The organism is Paraburkholderia sp. 22099 (genome assembly GCF_052045835.1).
Classification (GTDB): Bacteria; Pseudomonadota; Gammaproteobacteria; order Burkholderiales; family Burkholderiaceae; genus Paraburkholderia; species Paraburkholderia terricola.
The window spans coordinates 55,789-75,712 of record NZ_JBQEPU010000034.1; the positions used below are offsets into that span (position 1 = coordinate 55,789).

A 19,924-nucleotide genomic window follows, 5' to 3' on the forward strand; every position below is an offset into this window, starting at 1 on the left:
GGTTCATCTCTGCGCCGCATGATCGCGGCGCCTGATTGTAAGCGAAATGTTAGATATGGGCGCGTGAGGAAAATTCAATCATCTTGATGCGGTGGCGAGTTTGATGCCCAAACCGACGAATGCACCGCCGACGCCGCGATCCAGCCACTTCTTCACCGACGGCTTGCCGGAAAAACGTTGCGTCACACTACCCGCGATCCATGCGACGAAGCTGTTCCACATCATGCTCATCACGACGAACACGCCGCCGAGCGTGAGAAACGCCAGCGTCTTATGATCGCCGCCGGTGGTCACGAATTGCGGGAAGAACGACACGAAAAACAGCACGACCTTAGGATTCAGCACATTGGTCCAGAAGCCTTGCAGGAAAAGCTGGCGCAGCGACTTGGGGGCACCGGCCCCGCGCGCTTCACCACCCGCTTGATCCGTGGCCGGTTTGGCGAAAATCAGGCGCACGCCGAGATAGATCAGATAGATGGCGCCGACGAACTTGATGATCGTGAACGCGGTAGCCGACGCCGCCAGCAGCGCGGTCAAGCCGAACGCGCAGGCGAGCGAATGAACGCAGGAGCCGGCCGAGATGCCGAGCACCGACATCAGACCCGCGCCGCGGCCCTGAGCGACGCTGCGCCCAACTATGTAAGCCGTATCGGGACCGGGCGTCACGTTCAGCAAAAAGACCGCGACGACGAAGAACTCAAAATGGGTGATGCCGAACATGGAAATCCTCGAAACCTGGACCGTTGCTTAAGTGATTCTAACGCGCAGCCGGCTCGCGGCGGCGGCCGCGAGCCTCGGCCGAACGGACGATGTTCAAGACCCGCGCGAGTCTGTTATTTTGCTTCGGGAAGTTGGAAACGCTGCCCAGCGGCCAGCGTCGCGCCCGCCAGGAATTCACGCACCGGCAGACGCTTGCCGCCGGGTTTCTGAAGTTGCGTGAGACGCAGCGCGCCTTCGCCACAGGCCACCACCACGCCTTCGGCGGATACCGCCATGATCGTGCCGGCTGCGGCGCGATTGCCAGCCCCGTCCACCGGGGCAGCCGACCAGACCTTGATCGACGTGCCGTCTTCCAGCGTGCCCACGCCGCCGGGAAACGGATCGAACGCACGCACCTGGCGCGCGAGCGCCGCGGCCGGGCGGCGCCAGTCCAGCGCTGCTTCGTGCTTGGCGATCTTTTCCGCGTACGTCACACCGTCCGCCGGTTGCAGCGTTGCCGCCAGCTTGCCGTTGCGCTCCAGTTCGATCAGCGCCTCGACGATCAGCTTCGCGCCGTCTTGCGCGAGACGGTCGTGCAGCGTGGCGGTGGTGTCGTCGTCGGAGATCGGCGTGCGCGTTTCCGAAATCATTGCGCCGGTGTCGAGGCCCGCGTCCATCTGCATCAGCGTGATGCCGGTTTCGGCGTCGCCGGCTTCGATCGCGCGGTGGATCGGCGCCGCGCCGCGCCAGCGCGGCAGCAACGATGCGTGAATGTTGATGCAGCCAAACGGCGGAATCTCCAGCACTTCCTGAGGCAGGATGAGACCGTAGGCGGCCACCACCATGACGTCGTGCGGCGTGGCGCGTAGCTGATCGATAGCGGCTGCGGCTTCGGCCGGATATTTGCCTGCGCGGCGCAGCGAAGGCGGTTGAGCGACAGCGATCCCGTGCTCCTGCGCGTAGCGCTTGACCGGGCTCGCCTGCATTTTCATTCCGCGTCCGGCAGGCTGGTCGGCTCGGGTCAATACGAGCGGCACGGGAAAACCGGCGCTGTGAATCGCGGCCAGCGCGGCCGCCGCAAACTCCGGCGTACCGGCAAAAATGACGCGCAACGAATGACTCATGAACGGGAGCAGTAGGCGAGGTGGACGCGCATTACATTGCGTGGGCGAGTTTCTTCATCTTGCTCTTGATGCGCGTTTGCTTCAGCGGCGACAGATATTCGACGAACACGCGGCCCATCAAGTGATCCATCTCGTGCTGAATGCACACCGCGAGCAGCCCTTCGCAATCCATCTCGAAGGTCTCGCCCTTCTCGTTCAACGCGCGCACACGCACTTTCTCGGCGCGCTCGACGTTGTCATAGATCCCCGGCACCGACAGGCAGCCCTCTTCGGACAGCTTCTTTTCGTCACTTGACCAGATGATTTCCGGATTGATGAAAGCGAGCAGCTGGTCATGCGTCTCCGACACGTCGATCACGATCACGCGCTCGTGCACGTCCACCTGGGTCGCGGCGAGGCCCACGCCGGGTGCGGCGTACATCGTTTCAGCCATGTCCGCGACGAGGCGGCGGATGCGGTCGTTGACCGCCTCGACCGGTTTCGCAATCTTGTGCAGCCGTTTGTCCGGGTAATTGATGATGTTCAGTAAAGCCATGATCTTGAATGTGATTTTGGGCGCCGCTGACCGGTGGAAGGCTCGCGTTAGCCGTTCGGCCAGGTTGTGGGCGCATCGCATTGCGCACAGGATAGATGGTGTCGAACCGGTTCGATTCAACGCGCCTCGTGCGCCAACGACGAGCCCGCGCGGGTGGGCGCGGCGCTGCGGTTATTTCGGATGATGAAAATTTTAGCATGGCGCCCGCCTGCCCGCTGGCCCTGCAAGAGGATTCACTCGCAATGCACACCTTGCCCGCAACCGATATCGAACTCGCCGCGTGGCTGCGGCTCTCGCTCGCACCAGGGCTCAAACCGGCCGCGCTGCGCTTACTGCTCGGCGCTTTCGGGCTGCCGGAAGCAATCTTCCATCAATCGCACGCGACGCTTGCCGCGATCGTCGGCGAAACCGCCGCGCGCGCCGCGCTGGCTCCCGCGGGCCCTGATCTCGACGCCCAGCTCGACGCGGTTCTCGCGTGGCGCGCGCTGCCCGGCAACCAGGTCGTCACGCTCGACGACCCGGCGTACCCGCCCGCGCTTCTAACCATGCCTGATCCGCCTCCACTGCTATATATAAAGGGCCGGCTGGATCTGCTGCATACGCGCGCGGTCGCTCTGGTGGGCAGCCGCAGCGCCACGCCGCAAGGCGTCGAGGATGCGGAGCGTTTCGCGCGGGAGCTGTCGGCCGCCGGCGTGACGATCGTGTCGGGGCTGGCGCTCGGCATCGACGGCGCGGCGCATCGCGGCGGGCTGGAAGGTATCGGCGGCACGGTCGCGGTGATCGGCACCGGCGCGGACCTGGTGTATCCGGCGGCGCATCATGCGCTCGCGCGGCAGATCGCGGTGCAGGGCGCGATCCTGTCCGAATGGCCGCTCGGCACGCCGGCGCGCGCCGCCAACTTCCCGCAGCGCAATCGCCTGATCGCCGGGCTCGTGAGCGGTGTCGTGATCGTCGAGGCGGCGATGCGCTCAGGATCGCTGATCACGGCGCGGCTCGCCAACGAAATGGGCCGCGATATCTTCGCGCTGCCCGGCTCGATCCACGCGCCGCTTTCGCGTGGTTGTCATCGGATCATCAAGCAAGGCGCGAAGCTGGTTGAGACACCCGACGAGATACTCGAGGAACTCGGCTTCGCCAGGCTGGCGGGAGATAAGGCTGCCGGCACGCGAACGGTTCGGTGGGACGGAGCCGATTCGCGGCATCCGCGGAAGGCGAGTGCCACGACAGCCGTGGTGCCGGACGCCGCAGCGGCGCGGACGAATTCCACAGACGCGAAGGAGTCGGCGGCCGAGCCAGCCGGGGCGGAAGCGGCAAAAGTGGCGGCATCCGCACAGACGCCACCAGACGCTACCTCGTCGGACTTTGCAGGGCCGCAAACAAGCGCGCCGCCTCGGGCGAACGCCGCCTCGACACAAGCATGCAGCCCGCCCTCGCCCATTTTCAGTAAGGAAGCCGAGCAACTGCTCGCGGCGCTCGGCCACGCGCCCGCCACGCTTGAAATTCTTGCCACCCGCACCGAGATGGAGGACGCGGCCTTACAAACCACTTTGCTGCAACTCGAACTTGCCGGCCAGGTGACCGCGCTGCCCGGCCGCCGCTTCATGCGGGCGAGCCCAGGCCGCCACCGCAGTGCACAAGGTTGACCACGATCCGGAATCGGCCATGCTACATTCGCGCCAAAGCACCTGACAAAAGTACGTAAGGAACCACCATGCCCGCGCTAAACCTCGACACCGACCAAGACCGGATCGCCGAGCGCGTCAACGACCCGGACACGCTGTTCGTTGCGTGTCTGTGCGCGGAGTGGTGCGGAACCTGTCGCGAGTATCGGGACGCCTTCGACAAGCTGGCCGATCGGCATCCGAATATCTGTTTCGCATGGATAGACATCGAAACCCACGCGGACCGTTTCGACGATCTGGATGTCGAGAATTTCCCCACCATCCTGATCGAAGACTCGATCACGACACGTTTTTTCGGCACCGTATTGCCGCAAGCGGCAATCGTGGAGCGGATGTTGTCCGACCTGACGGCCGTGCCCGGCATCAGCGGTGCGCCGAAACTGCGACCCGCGCTGGCGGTGGCCTGAACGTAGCGCCGGCCGTCCAGCCTTGCGGCACGGACGTTGCGGGCGGTGCACCGCGCGTTTGCCGCAGCTTGCCCGATTACCAGGCGCGCAATTATGATGGCGCGCTTTTCATGCACTTGACACGCCGCTTTCACGGCGTGTGCTATAAAGCGGTCGTTATTGGGTCGCAAAGGTCGCAAACGAGGGTCGCGCTGGAGAAAGCGCACTCAAGGCCATCAACCCTGATCTACCAACCTCACATCGAGTCATGTCCAAAGCACTGATCATCGCCGAAAAGCCTTCCGTCGCGAACGACATCGCGCGCGCTTTGGGCGGCTTTACCAAGCATGACGAATACTACGAAAGCGACGAGTACGTCCTTTCCTCGGCAGTCGGCCATCTGCTGGAAATCGCCGCGCCCGAAGACTACGAAGTCAAACGCGGCAAGTGGAGTTTCGCCAATCTGCCCGTCATTCCGCCGCATTTCGATCTCAACCCGATCGCCAAGAGCGAGTCGCGCCTGAAGGTGCTGACCAAGCTGCTCAAGCGCAAGGATGTCGACCGCCTGATCAACGCATGCGACGCGGGGCGCGAGGGCGAGCTGATTTTCCGCCTGATCGCGCAGCACGCGAAAGCCAAGCAGCCGGTGCAACGCCTGTGGCTGCAGTCCATGACGCCGGCCGCGATCCGCGACGGCTTCGCTCGTCTGCGTAGCGACGAGGAAATGCAGCCGCTCGCCGACGCGGCGCGCTGCCGTTCGGAAGCGGACTGGCTGGTCGGCATCAACGGCACGCGCGCAATGACCGCGTTCAACAGCAAGGGCGGCGGCTTCTTCCTGACCACGGTCGGGCGGGTGCAAACGCCCACGCTGTCGATCGTCGTGGAGCGCGAGGAGAAAATTCGCCGCTTCGTGCCGCGCGACTATTGGGAAGTGAAAGCGGACTTCGTCTGCGCGGCCGGCTTTTACGAAGGCCGCTGGTTCGATCCGAAATTCAAGCGCGACGAGTTCGACCCGGAGAAACGCGATTCGCGTCTGTGGGCGCTGCCCGCGGCCGAGACCATCGTCGCCGCCTGCCGCGGCCAGATCGGCACGGTAACGGAAGAATCCAAGCCGTCCACGCAACTGTCGCCGGCGCTGTTCGATTTGACCAGCTTGCAGCGCGAGGCCAACGGCCGCTTCGGCTTCTCGGCGAAGAACACGTTGGGTCTCGCCCAGGCGCTGTACGAAAAGCACAAGGTGCTGACCTATCCCCGGACCGACGCTCGCGCGCTGCCGGAAGACTATATGGATACGGTCAAGCAGACGCTCGGCATGCTCAAGGAGAGCAACAACTATCTGCCGTTCGCCAAGCAGGTGCTCGACAAGGGCTGGGTGAAACCGAACAAGCGCATCTTCGACAACTCGAAGATCAGCGATCACTTCGCAATCATCCCAACGCTGCAAGCGCCGAAGAATCTGTCCGAGCCGGAACAGAAGCTCTACGACCTGGTCGTGAAGCGCTTCCTCTCTGTGTTCTTCCCGGCCGCCGAATTCAAGGTGACGACGCGGATCACGGAAGTGGTCGGCCATCACTTCAAGACGGAAGGCAAGGTGCTGGTGGAGCCGGGCTGGCTGCAAATCTACGGTCGTGAAATCAGCGGCGAAGACGCGAACCTCGTGCCGGTGCAGAAGGACGAAAAGGTCAAGACCGACAAGATCGCCGCCCAGCAACTGGTGACGAAGCCGCCCGCACGCTACAACGAAGCGACCTTGCTGTCGGCCATGGAAGGCGCGGGCAAGCTGGTCGAGGACGATGAACTGCGCGAAGCCATGGCGGCCAAAGGCCTCGGTACGCCGGCCACGCGCGCCGCCATCATCGAAGGTCTGCTCGGTGAAAAGTATCTGATCCGCGAAGGCCGCGATCTGATTCCGACCGCCAAGGCCTTCCAGTTGATGACGCTATTGCGCGGCCTCGGCGTGAAGGAACTGACCGCGCCGGAATTGACCGGCGAATGGGAGTACAAGCTCTCGCAGATGGAGCGGGGCAACCTGCCGCGCGACGCGTTCATGCAGGAAATTGCCCGCATGACGCAAACCATCGTCAAGCGCGCAAAGGAATACGATTCCGACACGATTCCCGGCGATTACGCCACGTTGCAGACACCGTGTCCGAATTGCGGCGGTCAGGTGAAGGAAAACTACCGGCGCTTTGCCTGCTCGAAATGCGAGTTCTCGATTTCGAAGATTCCCGGCGGACGTCAGTTCGAGATTCCCGAAGTCGAGGAGTTGTTGCAGAACAAGACGATCGGACCACTCTCTGGTTTCCGCAGCAAGATGGGCCGGCCCTTCTCGGCAATCCTGAAGCTGTCGCTCGACGATGAAATCAAGAACTACAAGCTGGAGTTTGATTTCGGCCAGGATTCAGGCGGCGAAGATGGGGAACCGCCGGACTTCTCCGATCAACAACCGGTCGGCGCATGCCCGAAATGCAAGGGGCACGTGTTCGAGCATGGCATGAGCTATGTCTGCGAGAACTCGGTCGCCAATCCGAAGACTTGCGACTTCCGCTCGGGCAAGGTCATCTTGCAGCAGGAAATTGCCCGCGAGCAGATGTCCAAGCTGCTCGAAGAGGGGCGCACCGATCTGCTGACGAACTTCAAGTCGTCGCGCACGGGCCGCAATTTCAAGGCGTTCCTCGTCAAGCAGAACGACGGCAAGATCGGCTTTGAGTTCGAGAAGAAGGAGCCGTCCGCCAAAACGGCTGCGAAGGCGGCAGCGGCAAAGTCGGCTGCCGACGCCGCGACGGACTCGGATGACGAAGAAGCGCAGGTCGCGGTGAAGACCGCGCCTGCAGCCAAAAAAGCGGCGGCTAAAAAGGCATCCGCGACCAAAACCGCAGCTGCAAAGAAGGCACCGGCGAAGAAAGCGGTGGCTCGAAAGACGGGCTCGTGATTCAAAAAACTGTGGCCGGGAGATCTTGAACTGCCGGCCGCCATTGTGCGTGCCCACGAAAAAAGGCGCAGTCACGTGAAGTGACTGCGCCTTTTTCATTTGCGTGCCGGGAAGCGCTACCGTCCCGATCACCCTACCGCTTACAGCCGCGACAGGACCGTCGTCCTCGGACGATTCGTGGTTTTTGCCAAAGTGCTTGGCACTGGCGATAACTCGCTATCGAGGAGGCGTGAGAGCGGCTCAGCGCCGTCGAACGCTTCCGGCGGCATGGAGTCCGCCGAATCGAGCGCCCCGGACGTGGCGGGCCGGCCAAGGCCGTCCTTGATCCACTGTTCGCCGAGCAAGCTGTTCGGTGTCTGGCTGAAATGCTCGACCAGATGGTCGATGAACGTACGCACCTTCGCCGGCAAGTGACGACGGCTGGGATACGCAATGTTGATCTCCACCTGCGGCAGACGGTAGTCGCCGAGCAGACGCACGAGCCTGCCGCGTGTCATATCGCGGCCGATCAGATAGCTCGGCAGGATTGCGATGCCCATGCCGAGCAACGCAAATTGCCGCAACATTTCCGTGTTGTTGGCCACGATCACGTTCGACGGCCGCACCCGTACTTCGCCGTCCGGGCCGGTAAACACCCGCTCGTCGCCCCAGTACTCGGACGGCAGGCTCAGGCACGGATGCTCCAGCAGATGCTCGGGACGCGTCGGCGTGCCGTGCTTCTCCAGATAGGCCGGCGTGGCGCACACGGTCATGCAGCCGGTGGTCAGACGCCGCGTGACGATGCTTGCGCTGCGCATCTGCCGTGCGATCACCACGCCCACGTCGAAGCCTTCTTCGACCAGATCGACCTGGCGATCGACCAGCGTGACATCGGGAATGACTTTCGGATAGCGCTCGGCGTACGTCTGCAGCACGGGCGCGAGGTTATGCAGGCCGAACACGACCGGTGCGACGATTCGCAACGTGCCGACCGGCTCGTGATTTCGCGCGACCACCATCTGCTCGACGTCTTCCAGTTCGTCGAGGATCTGGCGCGCACGCTCGAGATAAACCTGGCCGGATTCGGTCAGAGACAAACTGCGGGTGGTTCGATTGAGCAACCGCGTACCGAGACGCCCTTCGAGATCGGCAACGTGACGGGTGGCAACTGCGTTGGAAATATCCATCGCGCTCGCAGCGCGGGCGAAACTGCCGAGATCCGCCACTTTGACGAAAACTCGCATCGACTGCAAATGATCCATATAACGACTCCTGCCGTATTGCTGCTTCCTGACAATTAGTGAAAACCAGTGAAGCGGAACTTGGAATTCTCCTACGACTCCCGAAATCGTGCAGAAGTTGCCCGCGAAAGCGGAAATTTTGTCGGTTTTCGTGCCACTGTATTCCCCAACGTAGGGCACGGACGCCGATTGTTCCGAATCAGGAAACAATGTGCTGCGATGCAGCTTGAACGGGCTTTTTTGTTCGAACAGCCGGCAGGGCTGCTTCGCTATTATCCAAAGGCAAAAAATGGCGCTTGAACGGCAAGACCCAAAAGAAAAACCGCCCGGAGGCGGCTTGGTCTGCGAAGCGAACGCTCACATGATCAGGCGATGAACTTGCCTTCCAAGGCGCGTTTTGCTTGCGCCAGCGCTGGCGGCAGACCATGTTGCAGCGTGTCAAAGAGTTCGGCATGTAGCGCGAGTTCGTCGCGCCAGGCTTTATCGTCCACGGAAATCACCTGCCGGAACTGCTCGCGACTGAAATCAAGGCCGCTCCAGTCGATGTCCTCGTAATGCGGCGATACGCCGAACGCATGCTCCTCGCCTTGAGCCGTGCCTTCCATGCGGCCGACCATCCAGCTCAACACCCGCATGTTCTCGCCGAATCCGGGCCAGACGAACTTGCCGTCCTCGCCCTTGCGGAACCAGTTGACGCAAAAGATTTTCGGCAGCTTCGCGTTCAACTGCTCCAGACGCTCGCCGGTTTTCAGCCAGTGGCCGAAGTAGTCGCTCATGTTGTAGCCGCAGAACGGCAGCATCGCGAACGGGTCGCGGCGCACCACGCCCTGCTGGCCCGCGGCGGCGGCGGTTGTCTCGGAGCCCATGGTCGCCGCCATGTAGACGCCCTCGACCCAGTTGCGCGCTTCGGTGACGAGCGGCACGGTGGTGGAACGGCGGCCGCCGAAAATGAACGCGTCGATCGCGACACCCGCCGGATTTTCCCACTCGGGATCGATCGACGGACATTGGGCGGCCGGCGCCGTGAAGCGCGCGTTCGGATGCGCCGCCTTGCGCCCGCTCTCCTTCGCGCCGGCCGGCGTCCAGTCCTTGCGCTGCCAGTCGATGAGGTGCGCGGGCGGCTCGTCGGTCATGCCTTCCCACCAGACATCGCCGTCGTCGGTGAGCGCGACGTTCGTGAAGATCACGTTCTCCTTCAACGTCGCCATCGCATTGAAGTTGGTCTTTTCGCTTGTGCCCGGCGCCACGCCGAAGTAGCCGGCTTCCGGATTGATCGCGTACAAGCGGCCGTCCTTGCCCGGCTTGATCCATGCAATGTCGTCGCCGATCGTGGAGATTTTCCAGCCGTTCAGCCCTTGCGGCGGAATCAGCATCGCGAAGTTGGTCTTGCCGCAGGCCGAGGGAAACGCGGCCGCGACGTGATGCTTGCGCCCTTCCGGCGACGTCACGCCAAGAATCAGCATATGTTCGGCGAGCCAGCCCTGGTCGCGGCCCATGGTCGACGCGATGCGCAGCGCGAAGCACTTCTTGCCGAGCAGCGCATTGCCGCCATAGCCGGACCCATAGCTCCAGATTTCGCGCGATTCGGGGAAATGAACGATGTATTTCGTCGAATTGCACGGCCAGGGCACATCTTTAGCGCCTGCCTCGAGCGGCGCGCCGACCGAATGCACGCACGGCACGAAGTCGCCGTTCTCCCCCAGCACGTCGTACACCTTGCGGCCCATGCGCGTCATGATGCGCATGTTCGTCACCACGTAGGGGCTGTCGCTCAACTCCACACCGATATGCGCGATCGGTGAGCCGAGCGGGCCCATCGAGAACGGCACCACGTACATCGTGCGGCCGCGCATGGCGCCGTCGAACAGACCGTCGAGCGTGGTTCGCATCTCGGCCGGTGCAATCCAGTTATTCGTGGGACCGGCGTCTTCCGGGCGCTGCGAGCAAATGAAGGTGCGGTCTTCGACGCGCGCCACGTCCGAGGGATCGGACCATGCCAGATAAGAGTTGGGGCGTTTGGCGGGATTGAGCTTCTTGAGGGTGCCTGCTTCGACCATTTGCGCGCAGAGGCGGTCGTATTCTTCCTGGGAGCCGTCACACCAGACGATCCTGGCGGGCTTGGCAATGGCGGCAATGCGCTGAACCCAGTCGATCAGCTTTCGGTGTTTGACCCACGCGGGCGCCTCGACGGTGGGCTGTCCTTCGAATGAGGGATGATTCATCGACTTGTCTCCGTTATGAAAGCAAAAGAAAACGGTACAAGCCCAGTGACGCTGCATGCGAGAGGCGTCCAATTCATCGCGTCGACGTTTCCACCACTCGACGCGCAATTGTGCAGGTCATCATGGGCTACACAGCTTGTTGGGCGGAAGCGCCTACCGGCGGCCTTCTGCAACCGTCTGTAAAGCGGCTTGCCTCAACACGCAACAAACTGTTAAAAACGATATCAATCGACCTTTGACGTGGCACTGCCGTTCTTGGCGACAGCTTCTACGTTAAGGCATCCAGCCAGACCAGCATGTGACCCAAGTCACATGCTGGGACAGTCAGCATAACACTCCGTTCCGCACCGCTATGGTGCGTCGCAAGACACATACCATGAAGATTGCCATCCTCGACGATTACCAGGACGCCGTTCGCAAGCTCGACTGTTTTCAACTGCTGGCCGACCATGAGGTCAAGGTTTTCAACAACACCGTGCGCGGTCTCGGCCAGTTGGCGAGTCGTCTTTCCGAAGTCGACGCGCTTGTTCTGATTCGCGAACGGACCCGCATCAACTCGCAACTGCTCGATAAATTGCCGCGTTTGCGCATGATCAGCCAAACCGGCAAGGTGTCCAGCCACATCGATCTGCCGGCATGCACGGAGCGCGGTATCGCCGTGCTGGAAGGCAGCGGTTCGCCATTCGCGCCGGCCGAGCTGACGTGGGCACTCATCATGGCGGCGCAACGGCGAATTCCGCAATACGTGGCAAACCTTAAGCAAGGAGCCTGGCAGCAATCCGGCTTGAAGACGTCCGCGTTGCCGCCGAACTTCGGCTTGGGCCAGGTGCTGCGCGGTCAGACGCTCGGAATCTGGGGCTACGGCAAGATCGGCCGGCTGGTTGCGGGCTACGGTAAGGCGTTCGGCATGAACGTGCTGATCTGGGGCCGCGAGCATTCGCGCGAAGCGGCGCGCGCCGACGGCTACGGCGTGGCCGAGAGCCGCGAGGCGCTATTCGAACAGAGCGACGTGCTGTCGCTGCATCTGCGTCTGCATGACGACACGCGCGGCATCGTCAAGCAGGAAGACTTGATGCGGATGAAGCCGACCGCGTTGCTCGTCAACACGAGCCGGGCCGAGCTGCTCGACGAAAATGCGCTGGTGAACGCGCTGTCGCACAACCGCCCGGGAATGGTCGCAATCGACGTCTACGAAAGCGAGCCGATTCTGCAGGGCTATAGCCTGCTGCGCATGGAAAACGTGATCTGCACGCCGCACATCGGCTATGTCGAACGCGAAAGCTACGAGCAGTACTTCACCGCGGCGTTCAACAACATTCTGGCTTTCGACGCTGGCGATACGGCCAGTGTGGCGAATCCCGAAGCGTTGCAGGGTGGACGGCGGCGCTGAGCGTCGAGCGTTCGTCAAGCGGCGTTGTTCGCGAAGCGGTTCGGTTGGTTTGGCGCGGCGCGGTTCTCCCGCTCGCTGGGCTAAAACAACGCCGCCGGCTCAACGCACTTCGTGCGCGCCGGCTTCCAGAAGATCGGGCATGCGTTCGAGGAAAGCCTCGCCATCGACGCGCCCCAGGTTGTACGCATGCGCCATCTGCGAGGGGCTCGTGTAATCCCAGCTCGAAATCGGCACCTTGCGCGATGGCTGCACATAGAGCCGTTGCTGCACGCCGTGCGGCACGACGAACATCTGCGGCCGCGGATAAAGACGCGTGACCATCACCAGCACGTTGCCTGGCGCATCGGCATCGAGCGCGCCGACCGGCACGTTGTCCACCATTCCGCCGTCCAGCACCGGTCGGCCATTGCGCCGCAGAACGGGTGTAAACGGCGGCGTACTCGACGATTGCAGAATCAGATCCGCGAGATCCTCGACGGTCGCGCAATCCTGCGCGCGCACGAATTCCGGATGAAAACCGAGCGTCTGACCCAGCGTGGGATGCAGCGTCTTGCGCACGTATTTTTCGATGTTGTACGCGATGAGACCCGCGGCGACCGCGCTGCGCGCGCCGAGCCAACGCGGCAGATGCGACACGCCGATGCGGATTTCCGGGGCATCGGCGAGCGCCGAAAATTTGTCGCCGTAGATATCGAGCAGCGCCTGCCGGTAGATGCGGTAATGCGGAAACACGGACTCGCCCCGCAGCAGATTGCCCCAATAGGCGTTGCGGGTATTGTGGCGCAACGCGTTTTCGTAATAGCGCATGACCCAATCGGAATCGCGCGTGTAGAGCATGCACGCGGTGGCGGCGCCGGCGGAAATGCCGGCAATGACGCGTGGGCGGATGTGCAAGGCCGGTTGCGCCACGTCCCAGAAACCCGCCTGCCACCAGCAGCGATTGCCGCCGCCTGCGAATACGACCTGATCGAACATCCTGGCTTTCCCTTTGATGCGGCTTGCGGCCGCGCTCTAGTCGAGCAGCGCGTAGGTGGTGGTGGCGTGGACGGCCATGTTGCCCGCTTCGTCGAACAATTCGACTTCGCCGAACACCAGATTGCGGCCCATGCGGAGCACCCGCGCGGTGATGAGCACGTCGCCGTTGCGGACCGCGCGCATGAAATTGATGTTGAGTGAGACGGTGCTCATCGGCTTGAAGCCGCCGAGCGCGGCGGAAATAGCGACGATCATCGCGGTATCGGCGGCGGCCATGAAGACCTGGCCGCAGATCACGCCGCCCGAATGGCGAAATCCACCGGAAAACGGCAGGCGCAGCGTCGCGCCGGCGTCGTCGACCTTGACCGGAGCCAGGGTGAGCGCGCGGACCCACGGCGCGAGGATGCGGTCGAGCAGATCGATAATCTCTTTGTCATCCATTGCAGCCAGCCTCCGGTCGAAATCGCGCGACGCTTCGCGCGGCACGTGTCCGCGACATGATACCGGGACGCTGAACGCGGCGCGTTGTCGGTGGATGTTGGTCGGCCGAGGGGTTAGTCGAGTCGGTCAGGGCGAATATTTTTTAAGAAATCTGCGAGGGGGACTTGGCAAGCTCGCGAAATTTCTGCATAATTTCGCTTCTGTTGGGGGCGTTAGCTCAGTTGGTAGAGCAGCGGACTCTTAATCCGTAGGTCGAGTGTTCGAGTCACTCACGCCCCACCAAAGAATTCCCTTCAGAGTCAAGAGATTACGCCGCTTCCTCAAGCGGCGTTTTTTCTTTCTACTCTCCGGCGATTGACCAGAACTTGACCGTGCCGGCATGGTCGGCCAGGTGACTCGGGGCGAGGTGGGCATACTTCTGCACCATCTCGATGGTTTCCCATCCCCCAAGCTCCTTCAGCACCATCAGCGGCGTGCCGCGCTGAACGTGCCAGCTCGCCCATGTATGCCGCAGGTCATGCAAGTGGAAATCCTCAATTTCGACGGTTTCGCGAGCCCGCTCGAAGTCGCGCGTGTCGATCTGTTGGATACGCTTCTCCAGCCCCTCGCCCCTTGTGAATACAAGGCTCTTCGCCGTCTCCAGACGGACATACGGACGGAGATCAATAAAGCGCAGCGGGTAGCCGGCGGTGAGCGGCCCGGCCGCTATCGGGACGGAAATTTTGCGGGCCATCGGACTGCCTCCGAAAACCAGGCAGCCTCTTTACGGTCATCAGAACAGGCACGCCGCGAGCGCGGCAAGAGGCGAGGAAATCCGCGCAACGCTCAGGCGTGCGCGGCCTCGGGTGGAACGAGGCGGAATGCAGTGAGACTGGGATCGATCAGTCCGAGCCGGAGTCGCAGGCAGGCCCGCAAGCGACCGAGCATGACCGGCAGCATGTTGAGCACGATCTGCACCTGCCGTTCAACGATATGCAGGGATGAAAGCGTGAGTCGACCCAGCATGGTCGGCCATGCGTTTACGTGCGCCGCCTCAAGCAGCTTCGCCGAGCGTGTCCGCTCCCCGTGCATCTGGCCGGACAGGCCGTAGAAGATCACGATCCAGGCGACCACGCCGACAAAGCAATCGACCATGGGGCCGAGCCAGGAGAGGAAGCCGAATGCGAGTGTGAGGACAACGAGCAGGACAAACGGCCCGATCACAACAGCAGGGGCGAGGGGCCAGCGGCGCGTTTCCTGGTCCATGTGCAGGCGAAACCCATCGCAGCACATGCGGATGGCATGGGCGGGCAATACGCCTGCGTCGCTCGTGCAGCAACGCCATTGCAGTTCGAGGGTACAAGGAATCGCGCTCATGATGAAAAAACTAAGTTTCCACTGCCCGAAAATCAACAACCCTTCCGCAAGGCCATATCCTGTAGAGAACGGCACCGCCGGCGCCATCCTGCTGAGCGAATGGAACGGCCTGACAGACTGGCTCATGGTCGGGTTGAACTGGCATGTGCAGTGCCTCCTCAAGCTCGATGCCGTGCAGGAACAGTTCGCAAGGCTCGTGGAACGCGACTTCGATTTCCTTGTGCGGCTCGAGCCGCCCGGCGGCAATGCGACCCGTCAGAGCCAGCAGTTGATGTGCGTTTCGGTCGCGACGTAAGAACACAGACCGCCGCCCAAAGACGACATTTCATCAATGGGTGGCCCTCCTAAAGTTGGCAGGATCCTGGTCCGGCGCCCCGGAGCAGGATCGCCCTGCCATGCAACATCCGGTGGCGGCGGCACGCACCGCGCAGCAGCCCGCGAACGAAGCCTGACAGAGACCGGACACGCGGCCAACAGGCAAAGAGCCCAGCCGGTCGACCAGGAACAAGGGAAGCAGCATGCATCCGGTCCTAGTGAGATCATTCGGAGGCCTGCCGCCGCGGCACTACGTCCGTCAGCTCCTTTTCAGCCTCTTTTTCCCTGGATTTCTGCTCCTCGCCTCGACGCACGGCAAAGGGTTGCTTGCGCTGCCGGTCCACCTGCAGGTGATCCTTGCACTGGATACGCTTCTCTACCCCTACTCACGGTACGTCTACGAAAGCGTGACCGGTTACATCGTCGGCGACACCGTTCTCATCTTTCCCGCCATCTTCTACGGCGCAATCAAGCTGTTCACGATGCTGTTCTGCTGGGGCTTCGCCATCTTCATTGTTCCCATCGTCCTCGTCTGGCTGTATTTCCGCGGCGGCCGGTAATACTCGACCGACGACGAATGTCGTGCCGACGAAGCCCGCTCCCGGTCACTCAATCCGTTTATGCCTGAACGTCTCAATCACCCTGGTGGCGGAGATGTTCCAGTGCTGCGCGCTGATAAGCCGGTAACTTTCCAGCGGATGCCGTTGACGACTCCTGCCGCGTATCACCGCCATCGTAGATACGGCCGCCAGGCCGACTGGGCCCCCTTGCAGCACCCACGAGCGCTCCGAGCGCCCTGACTGCGCTGCGGGAAGCATAGCCCGCGACAAAAGCACCGAATCCCGACATCGTCGCGCCACCAGCGAGCCCCGATGCGACCGAAGGCAGTTGCCAGCCGGCCGCGGCAAGCAGCAGTCCCGTCACGAGCATGCCGAGTGCCGCGGCGGCCGGCGCGCCAGCATCGAGCGCAGTCTGCACCGCTGCCAGAAGGGCCGGCGCATTTGCATCCGGCGCGGAAGTGGTGACTTGGAAAGGGCGAGGTCGGCTGAAAACGCCGTCAGCGCGAGGCCCAGAAAACCGGCCACCAGCACCTGGAGCAGCGCGTAGTTGGCGACATTCGCCGTCCATGCCTCGAAGAAGCGCGCAGTGGGGCCGAATGCAGCGCAGGCAATGAAGATGGGCCCGAGAGCCAGAACCAGATCAAGCAGCATCCTTGCCATCAAGACTTCGACAGCGAGGACAACCAAGAAGATCGCGCCGCCGAGCCCCGCCAGCCAACCGTCGAAGACGTCACAGATACCCGCGACAATACCGGTGATGCTCATCCCTTCGTGCGTCGCCTTTTCTGCATAGGCGTCCACCACCAGATCGATCTGCCGGTCATAACGGTCGAGAGTCTGGTAGATCGCCGAGGCGCTCGTGCCCGTCACGCTGCCTGCGCCGACCAACCCGCAGCCCGCGTTGCCCACGCCCGCGGCTGCGGCTGCGGCTGCGGCTGCGGCTGCGGCTGCGGCTGCGGCTGCGGCTGCGGCTGCGGCTGCGGCTGCGGCTGCGGCTGCGGCTGCGGCTGCGGCTGCGGCTGCGGCTGCGGCTGCGGTCAGGATCGTGCCAGCCAGGCCGCTCGTTGCTCCCTCAACGGCCGTGACAACCTGTCCTTGGTATAGGCCCGCACCCAATGCGAACGACGGTATTGCCGCGACCTTCAGTCCGCGCCAGGCAAATGCGGGTATCGATCCGTGAGCCTCGCCGCGCGTGACGGCGAACCCATACGCGACGACCCAGATGGTGACGGCAGTGGTCACCACCGGCACGATGGCGCTGGAAAGCGCCGACGAAACGCTGTTCACGTAGGCCGCCATGCCGTTCTCGATCGTACCGCCCACAGAGGTAAAGAGGCCGCTCATCGGACACCTCCGGTCGCACATGAGATGGGGGCGCGCATCACCCTGACTAACTGGTCAGGATGCAATCCAGACGAGGCAAAGCCGGGCCCGGGGATCATGGCCACCTGCATCTGCAATCGCGCGCGGGCGTAGCATTCGGGCAGTCGACGCTGGTGTTGAACAGCAAGCGATCTCATGAGCAGCCTCCGTCTTTTTGAGGCCCGGAGATCGATGGGCAGATACAAGCTGTCCGTCACAGCGTCGGACAGATCGCTGCGCGATACAGGAGCGGGAAAACCCGAATCCGGAAAGCAGAAAGCCTGCTTGCGCAGGCTTTGGTGTGTCGCGTTACGGCGTGCCCATCCGCACATCGATGCTACGGGCCGCTAACGCGTACTCGGTCGTGCTTCACACGTTGACCGGATCAGATTGTGCTTCCCTTTATAGACCAGTTTCGTCCAAGGGACAAGGAACTGATCTCCGGCACTGATTTCAAACCCTAAGTAGGCCGGCCGAGCAGAATTCGCGGGTGTCGAACCAGAGGAACCGCCTATCCCGCCAGACGTTCCCTCATGCGCGGCCGGAGCGAGTCGTTTCAGACTCGACTCCCGCCTAGTTGATCACTTCGAGGTGGCGCGTGCCGTCCGGCACCGCATCAACCACAAGCCTGCGATCGAAGGTTGCCAACTTGCCGCCATGTACGCGCGCGAGCGCAAGCAGATAGGTATCAGTTACTTGGCCGGTCGTCAGCAGTCGACTCACTTCGACGTGATCCGGATTAAGCAGGCTCACGTCGTCAGACCAGAATTCGTGTCCGGGATGCGACCGTAGCTGAGCCACGAGCGGTGCGACCGCTGCAGGTGTCTCCATCGTGTTCGGATAGCGCGGATTCCCGATAATGCGCAACACACCGTTTTCGGTCAGCGGACAGGTCGCCCAAGCGGCCCGCCCAACCTGACCAAACCAAGCGTGCGCCGCGTCATGCTGTACATGACCAGCATCGAGAAGCGCGATCAGGACATTCACATCGAGCAAACACGCCATCAGGGCGCCTCGTCGCGCAACTGGTTGACGAGCTCCGACGTGACCGGGCGCGCAGTGTGTGCGTTCGGCAGCACGGGCAACCCGTTGCGCATGGCCGGCGAAGTACCCGTCGGCTGCAATGCCGCACGGGCAAGCGCGGACAGCACGCGGCCGATCGATACGCGCTCGCGCTCGGCACGGGCGCGAGCGAGCGCAAGCACGTCGTCGTCGATATCAATGGTGGTTCGCATGGCGTCTTCCTATTGCAACACCATCAGGATACCGCCGACAGCATCAAACATCAAGCATCATCCAAGTGCTCTGTGTTTCGAAATCCAATCTGCAAGTCCGGTGGCGAATCCCTAATTCGCCACCAGTTGCACTAAGCCCTTGAATCTCTAACGAAGGTCAAGGGCTTTTTACTTCTGGTGTCACGGTGGTGTCACAGGTGCCGACTTGCCCAAGCGTCCACGCCTCCTCAAGTCCCGTCAGGGGGTCTACTGTCTGCGCATTTGTCAAGGCGAACTCAATACCCGACGTTCCCTCGCTGCCAGGGATTTCCGCCAGGCAAAATTGGCTACATTGTTACTCAACTTGCAGGTGAAAATGAACAAAACAATCCTTAACGCAGGCAACGTGCGCCGACTCGACGTCGTATTTCCCAACGGCGTTCAAATCAACAATATCAAGCAGGAAGAAACACACGAACCGGGTCTCGTGTCGGCGAAGCTGGCTACCCAGTGTAGCCAGTCCGCCCAGTTCAAGGCCGCGGTTCTGCCGGGACAACCCGCTGCCGATATTGTGCCTTTGCAAGATTGCTGGATTGTCATGAACGCCGACGGCACGTTGTCTGTGCGGAAGCCTGACCGGTCGGTTGGCGTGACCTATCAAATTCTCGCCGGTCTCCATGCGTCCGGAACCACCTATACGCCGGCCCCGTGCCGGGCGGCACGTTCTTCCATTCGTTCCTGCTTACTTCGCTGCCGGACCGTGAGGTGCGGAATCTTGTGCAGGACTACTGCGGCTACACCCTGCTCAACGATATCCACACCTTTAGGCGAGGAAGCGTCGGCAAGAGCGTAGCGTACAGAACGATTCAAGAATGTTGTGAATTCGCGATCGTTTAGGTCCCAAGCGTCGGGTGCGCCGCTGAAAAGTTGTTTCTTACGTCTCTGCACTGATGAAGAAAGAAGAACCCGTCACCTGCCTCACCTGCCTCAGCACCTGCGATTTACAATATCTATCAGCGGCATACTTCATACAAATAACTTACAGGCAATGCATGTCAATTCTCAGTGATCTCTTTAGCCTTAAAGGGCTTATTACGGCAACAGCAACCTTCGCCGTCACCGTTAAATCGCTGCACATTACATGGAACGTCAGCAAGCAGAACGTTAATGTGAATGGCAATAACAATATCGTTATCTACAACCAAGCGCTCGCGCCAGCACAAAAAAGCTTCAAATTTCTCTGGAATCTGTTGGGCATTACAATTTTTCTAACTTATCCGCTGTTTGGACCGACGTTCAATTTGTCCCTAAGGATATTGGCATACATTGGAACACCAATTGCCGCGTGCGCGGCAATAGTGAATTGCAAAGGGTTCGGCTTGAGTCGGATCTGGTGCGTAATTCGTGGAAGCTGGACACGCGTTTCGCGTGAAGGTGGACAGCGGTTTCGCGCGAAGCTGGACGTTCGGAGCGCAGCGACGCGGGGGTTTCGATATTTACTCTGACTGCTG

19 protein-coding genes, 1 tRNA gene and 1 pseudogene are annotated in these 19,924 nt (G+C 61.8%); 8 read left to right on the forward strand and 13 right to left on the reverse strand.

Annotated features, from left to right (window positions below; all coding sequences use genetic code 11):
- Positions 1 to 78: 78 nt before the first annotated feature.
- The 3 genes from ACTJLC_RS26330 to def all read right to left on the reverse strand — a co-directional run bounded on the left by ACTJLC_RS26330 (position 79) and on the right by def (position 2,358).
- The gene (locus ACTJLC_RS26330; RefSeq protein WP_073430356.1) at positions 79 to 720 is read right to left on the reverse strand and encodes a LysE family translocator; all 642 of its coding nucleotides are present in this window, start codon (positions 718 to 720) and stop codon (positions 79 to 81) included.
- A 113-nt stretch (positions 721 to 833) separates the two neighbouring features.
- Complete coding sequence (gene fmt, locus ACTJLC_RS26335; RefSeq protein ID WP_440845683.1) at positions 834 to 1,823, reverse strand: methionyl-tRNA formyltransferase; 990 nt, start codon at positions 1,821 to 1,823, stop codon at positions 834 to 836.
- Positions 1,824 to 1,854: 31 nt separating this feature from the next.
- Positions 1,855 to 2,358: a peptide deformylase gene (def, locus tag ACTJLC_RS26340; RefSeq protein ID WP_083084996.1), complete on the reverse strand. Its 504-nt coding sequence runs from the start codon at positions 2,356 to 2,358 to the stop codon at positions 1,855 to 1,857.
- Between the two features lie 242 nt (positions 2,359 to 2,600).
- On the opposite strand from def, the gene dprA reads away from it, so the two are divergent.
- From dprA to ACTJLC_RS26355, 3 genes are all read left to right on the forward strand, one after another.
- A complete protein-coding gene (gene dprA / locus ACTJLC_RS26345; protein ID WP_440845685.1) occupies positions 2,601 to 4,001 on the forward strand; it encodes a DNA-processing protein DprA in 1,401 nt (466 codons plus the stop codon).
- 68 nt (positions 4,002 to 4,069) lie between these two features.
- Positions 4,070 to 4,447: a thioredoxin family protein gene (locus ACTJLC_RS26350; RefSeq protein WP_083084997.1), complete on the forward strand. Its 378-nt coding sequence runs from the start codon at positions 4,070 to 4,072 to the stop codon at positions 4,445 to 4,447.
- 247 nt (positions 4,448 to 4,694) lie between these two features.
- On the forward strand, positions 4,695 to 7,358 hold the full coding sequence (locus ACTJLC_RS26355) for a DNA topoisomerase III (protein WP_310123291.1): 2,664 nt from the start codon (positions 4,695 to 4,697) through the stop codon (positions 7,356 to 7,358).
- A gap of 140 nt (positions 7,359 to 7,498) precedes the next feature.
- Here the strand turns inward: ACTJLC_RS26355 and ACTJLC_RS26360 are convergent, their stop codons facing one another.
- Both ACTJLC_RS26360 and ACTJLC_RS26365 read right to left on the reverse strand, forming a co-directional pair.
- Entirely contained in the window at positions 7,499 to 8,599 is a 1,101-nt protein-coding gene (locus ACTJLC_RS26360; protein WP_440845688.1) for a LysR family transcriptional regulator, read from the reverse strand.
- A gap of 344 nt (positions 8,600 to 8,943) precedes the next feature.
- Complete coding sequence (locus ACTJLC_RS26365) at positions 8,944 to 10,800, reverse strand: phosphoenolpyruvate carboxykinase (GTP) (RefSeq protein ID WP_440845690.1); 1,857 nt, start codon at positions 10,798 to 10,800, stop codon at positions 8,944 to 8,946.
- Between the two features lie 376 nt (positions 10,801 to 11,176).
- On the opposite strand from ACTJLC_RS26365, the gene ACTJLC_RS26370 reads away from it, so the two are divergent.
- Positions 11,177 to 12,190 carry a D-2-hydroxyacid dehydrogenase family protein gene (locus ACTJLC_RS26370; RefSeq protein ID WP_073430392.1) on the forward strand — a complete coding sequence of 338 codons (1,014 nt, stop codon included), beginning with the start codon at positions 11,177 to 11,179 and terminating at the stop codon, positions 12,188 to 12,190.
- Positions 12,191 to 12,289: 99 nt separating this feature from the next.
- On the opposite strand, the gene ACTJLC_RS26375 is transcribed toward ACTJLC_RS26370, so the two are convergent.
- Both ACTJLC_RS26375 and ACTJLC_RS26380 read right to left on the reverse strand, forming a co-directional pair.
- Positions 12,290 to 13,165, reverse strand: a complete 876-nt coding sequence (locus tag ACTJLC_RS26375) for a patatin-like phospholipase family protein (protein WP_114161676.1) — start codon at positions 13,163 to 13,165, stop codon at positions 12,290 to 12,292.
- Positions 13,166 to 13,201: 36 nt separating this feature from the next.
- Positions 13,202 to 13,606: a PaaI family thioesterase gene (locus tag ACTJLC_RS26380; RefSeq protein ID WP_073430364.1), complete on the reverse strand. Its 405-nt coding sequence runs from the start codon at positions 13,604 to 13,606 to the stop codon at positions 13,202 to 13,204.
- A gap of 206 nt (positions 13,607 to 13,812) precedes the next feature.
- Here ACTJLC_RS26380 and ACTJLC_RS26385 point away from each other — a divergent pair.
- Positions 13,813 to 13,888, forward strand: a tRNA-Lys gene (locus tag ACTJLC_RS26385).
- Positions 13,889 to 13,946: 58 nt separating this feature from the next.
- Here ACTJLC_RS26385 and ACTJLC_RS26390 read toward each other — a convergent pair.
- Together ACTJLC_RS26390 and ACTJLC_RS26395 are read right to left on the reverse strand one after the other, a co-directional pair.
- A pseudogene (locus ACTJLC_RS26390) lies at positions 13,947 to 14,252 on the reverse strand (tyrosine-type recombinase/integrase); the annotation flags it as partial.
- A 179-nt stretch (positions 14,253 to 14,431) separates the two neighbouring features.
- Positions 14,432 to 14,962: a hypothetical protein gene (locus ACTJLC_RS26395; RefSeq protein WP_440845693.1), complete on the reverse strand. Its 531-nt coding sequence runs from the start codon at positions 14,960 to 14,962 to the stop codon at positions 14,432 to 14,434.
- Between ACTJLC_RS26395 and ACTJLC_RS26400 the strand changes: the two genes are divergently transcribed.
- Together ACTJLC_RS26400 and ACTJLC_RS26405 are read left to right on the forward strand one after the other, a co-directional pair.
- Positions 14,961 to 15,257, forward strand: coding sequence for a hypothetical protein (locus ACTJLC_RS26400; RefSeq protein WP_440845695.1), 297 nt, complete (start codon positions 14,961 to 14,963; stop codon positions 15,255 to 15,257). The two genes, ACTJLC_RS26395 and ACTJLC_RS26400, sit on opposite strands and share 2 nt — an antisense overlap.
- Before the next feature lie 223 nt (positions 15,258 to 15,480).
- Positions 15,481 to 15,837: a hypothetical protein gene (locus tag ACTJLC_RS26405; RefSeq protein ID WP_440845697.1), complete on the forward strand. Its 357-nt coding sequence runs from the start codon at positions 15,481 to 15,483 to the stop codon at positions 15,835 to 15,837.
- Between the two features lie 360 nt (positions 15,838 to 16,197).
- Here the strand turns inward: ACTJLC_RS26405 and ACTJLC_RS26410 are convergent, their stop codons facing one another.
- The 4 genes from ACTJLC_RS26410 to ACTJLC_RS26425 form a co-directional block, all read right to left on the reverse strand.
- Positions 16,198 to 17,181 carry a type IV secretion system protein gene (locus ACTJLC_RS26410; protein ID WP_440845699.1) on the reverse strand — a complete coding sequence of 328 codons (984 nt, stop codon included), beginning with the start codon at positions 17,179 to 17,181 and terminating at the stop codon, positions 16,198 to 16,200.
- 591 nt (positions 17,182 to 17,772) lie between these two features.
- A complete protein-coding gene (locus ACTJLC_RS26415; protein WP_440845701.1) occupies positions 17,773 to 18,204 on the reverse strand; it encodes a TA system VapC family ribonuclease toxin in 432 nt (143 codons plus the stop codon).
- Entirely contained in the window at positions 18,204 to 18,434 is a 231-nt protein-coding gene (locus tag ACTJLC_RS26420) for a CopG family transcriptional regulator (protein ID WP_440845703.1), read from the reverse strand. Before ACTJLC_RS26420 ends, ACTJLC_RS26415 begins: the two co-directional genes overlap by 1 nt.
- Positions 18,435 to 18,768: 334 nt before the next feature.
- Positions 18,769 to 19,092, reverse strand: coding sequence for a hypothetical protein (locus tag ACTJLC_RS26425; RefSeq protein WP_440845705.1), 324 nt, complete (start codon positions 19,090 to 19,092; stop codon positions 18,769 to 18,771).
- A 373-nt stretch (positions 19,093 to 19,465) separates the two neighbouring features.
- Between ACTJLC_RS26425 and ACTJLC_RS26430 the strand changes: the two genes are divergently transcribed.
- Complete coding sequence (locus tag ACTJLC_RS26430) at positions 19,466 to 19,918, forward strand: hypothetical protein (protein WP_440845707.1); 453 nt, start codon at positions 19,466 to 19,468, stop codon at positions 19,916 to 19,918.
- Positions 19,919 to 19,924 lie beyond the last annotated feature (6 nt).

Bases quoted from the DNA above. Each gene is read 5' to 3' on its own strand.
- ACTJLC_RS26355 (WP_310123291.1), top strand. From the start codon at position 4,695: ATGTCCAAAGCACTGATCATCGCCGAAAAGCCTTCCGTCGCGAACGAC.
- ACTJLC_RS26365 (WP_440845690.1), bottom strand. From the start codon at position 10,800: ATGAATCATCCCTCATTCGAAGGACAGCCCACCGTCGAGGCGCCCGCG.
- def (WP_083084996.1), bottom strand. From the start codon at position 2,358: ATGGCTTTACTGAACATCATCAATTACCCGGACAAACGGCTGCACAAG.
- ACTJLC_RS26360 (WP_440845688.1), bottom strand. From the start codon at position 8,599: ATGGATCATTTGCAGTCGATGCGAGTTTTCGTCAAAGTGGCGGATCTC.
- ACTJLC_RS26430 (WP_440845707.1), top strand. From the start codon at position 19,466: ATGTCAATTCTCAGTGATCTCTTTAGCCTTAAAGGGCTTATTACGGCA.
- ACTJLC_RS26405 (WP_440845697.1), top strand. From the start codon at position 15,481: ATGCATCCGGTCCTAGTGAGATCATTCGGAGGCCTGCCGCCGCGGCAC.
- ACTJLC_RS26395 (WP_440845693.1), bottom strand. From the start codon at position 14,962: ATGAGCGCGATTCCTTGTACCCTCGAACTGCAATGGCGTTGCTGCACG.
- ACTJLC_RS26425 (WP_440845705.1), bottom strand. From the start codon at position 19,092: ATGGAGACCGGCGAGAATTTGATAGGTCACGCCAACCGACCGGTCAGG.
- ACTJLC_RS26370 (WP_073430392.1), top strand. From the start codon at position 11,177: ATGAAGATTGCCATCCTCGACGATTACCAGGACGCCGTTCGCAAGCTC.
- dprA (WP_440845685.1), top strand. From the start codon at position 2,601: ATGCACACCTTGCCCGCAACCGATATCGAACTCGCCGCGTGGCTGCGG.
- fmt (WP_440845683.1), bottom strand. From the start codon at position 1,823: ATGAGTCATTCGTTGCGCGTCATTTTTGCCGGTACGCCGGAGTTTGCG.
- ACTJLC_RS26330 (WP_073430356.1), bottom strand. From the start codon at position 720: ATGTTCGGCATCACCCATTTTGAGTTCTTCGTCGTCGCGGTCTTTTTG.
- ACTJLC_RS26350 (WP_083084997.1), top strand. From the start codon at position 4,070: ATGCCCGCGCTAAACCTCGACACCGACCAAGACCGGATCGCCGAGCGC.
- ACTJLC_RS26420 (WP_440845703.1), bottom strand. From the start codon at position 18,434: ATGCGAACCACCATTGATATCGACGACGACGTGCTTGCGCTCGCTCGC.
- ACTJLC_RS26400 (WP_440845695.1), top strand. From the start codon at position 14,961: ATGATGAAAAAACTAAGTTTCCACTGCCCGAAAATCAACAACCCTTCC.
- ACTJLC_RS26415 (WP_440845701.1), bottom strand. From the start codon at position 18,204: ATGGCGTGTTTGCTCGATGTGAATGTCCTGATCGCGCTTCTCGATGCT.
- ACTJLC_RS26375 (WP_114161676.1), bottom strand. From the start codon at position 13,165: ATGTTCGATCAGGTCGTATTCGCAGGCGGCGGCAATCGCTGCTGGTGG.
- ACTJLC_RS26410 (WP_440845699.1), bottom strand. From the start codon at position 17,181: ATGAGCGGCCTCTTTACCTCTGTGGGCGGTACGATCGAGAACGGCATG.
- ACTJLC_RS26380 (WP_073430364.1), bottom strand. From the start codon at position 13,606: ATGGATGACAAAGAGATTATCGATCTGCTCGACCGCATCCTCGCGCCG.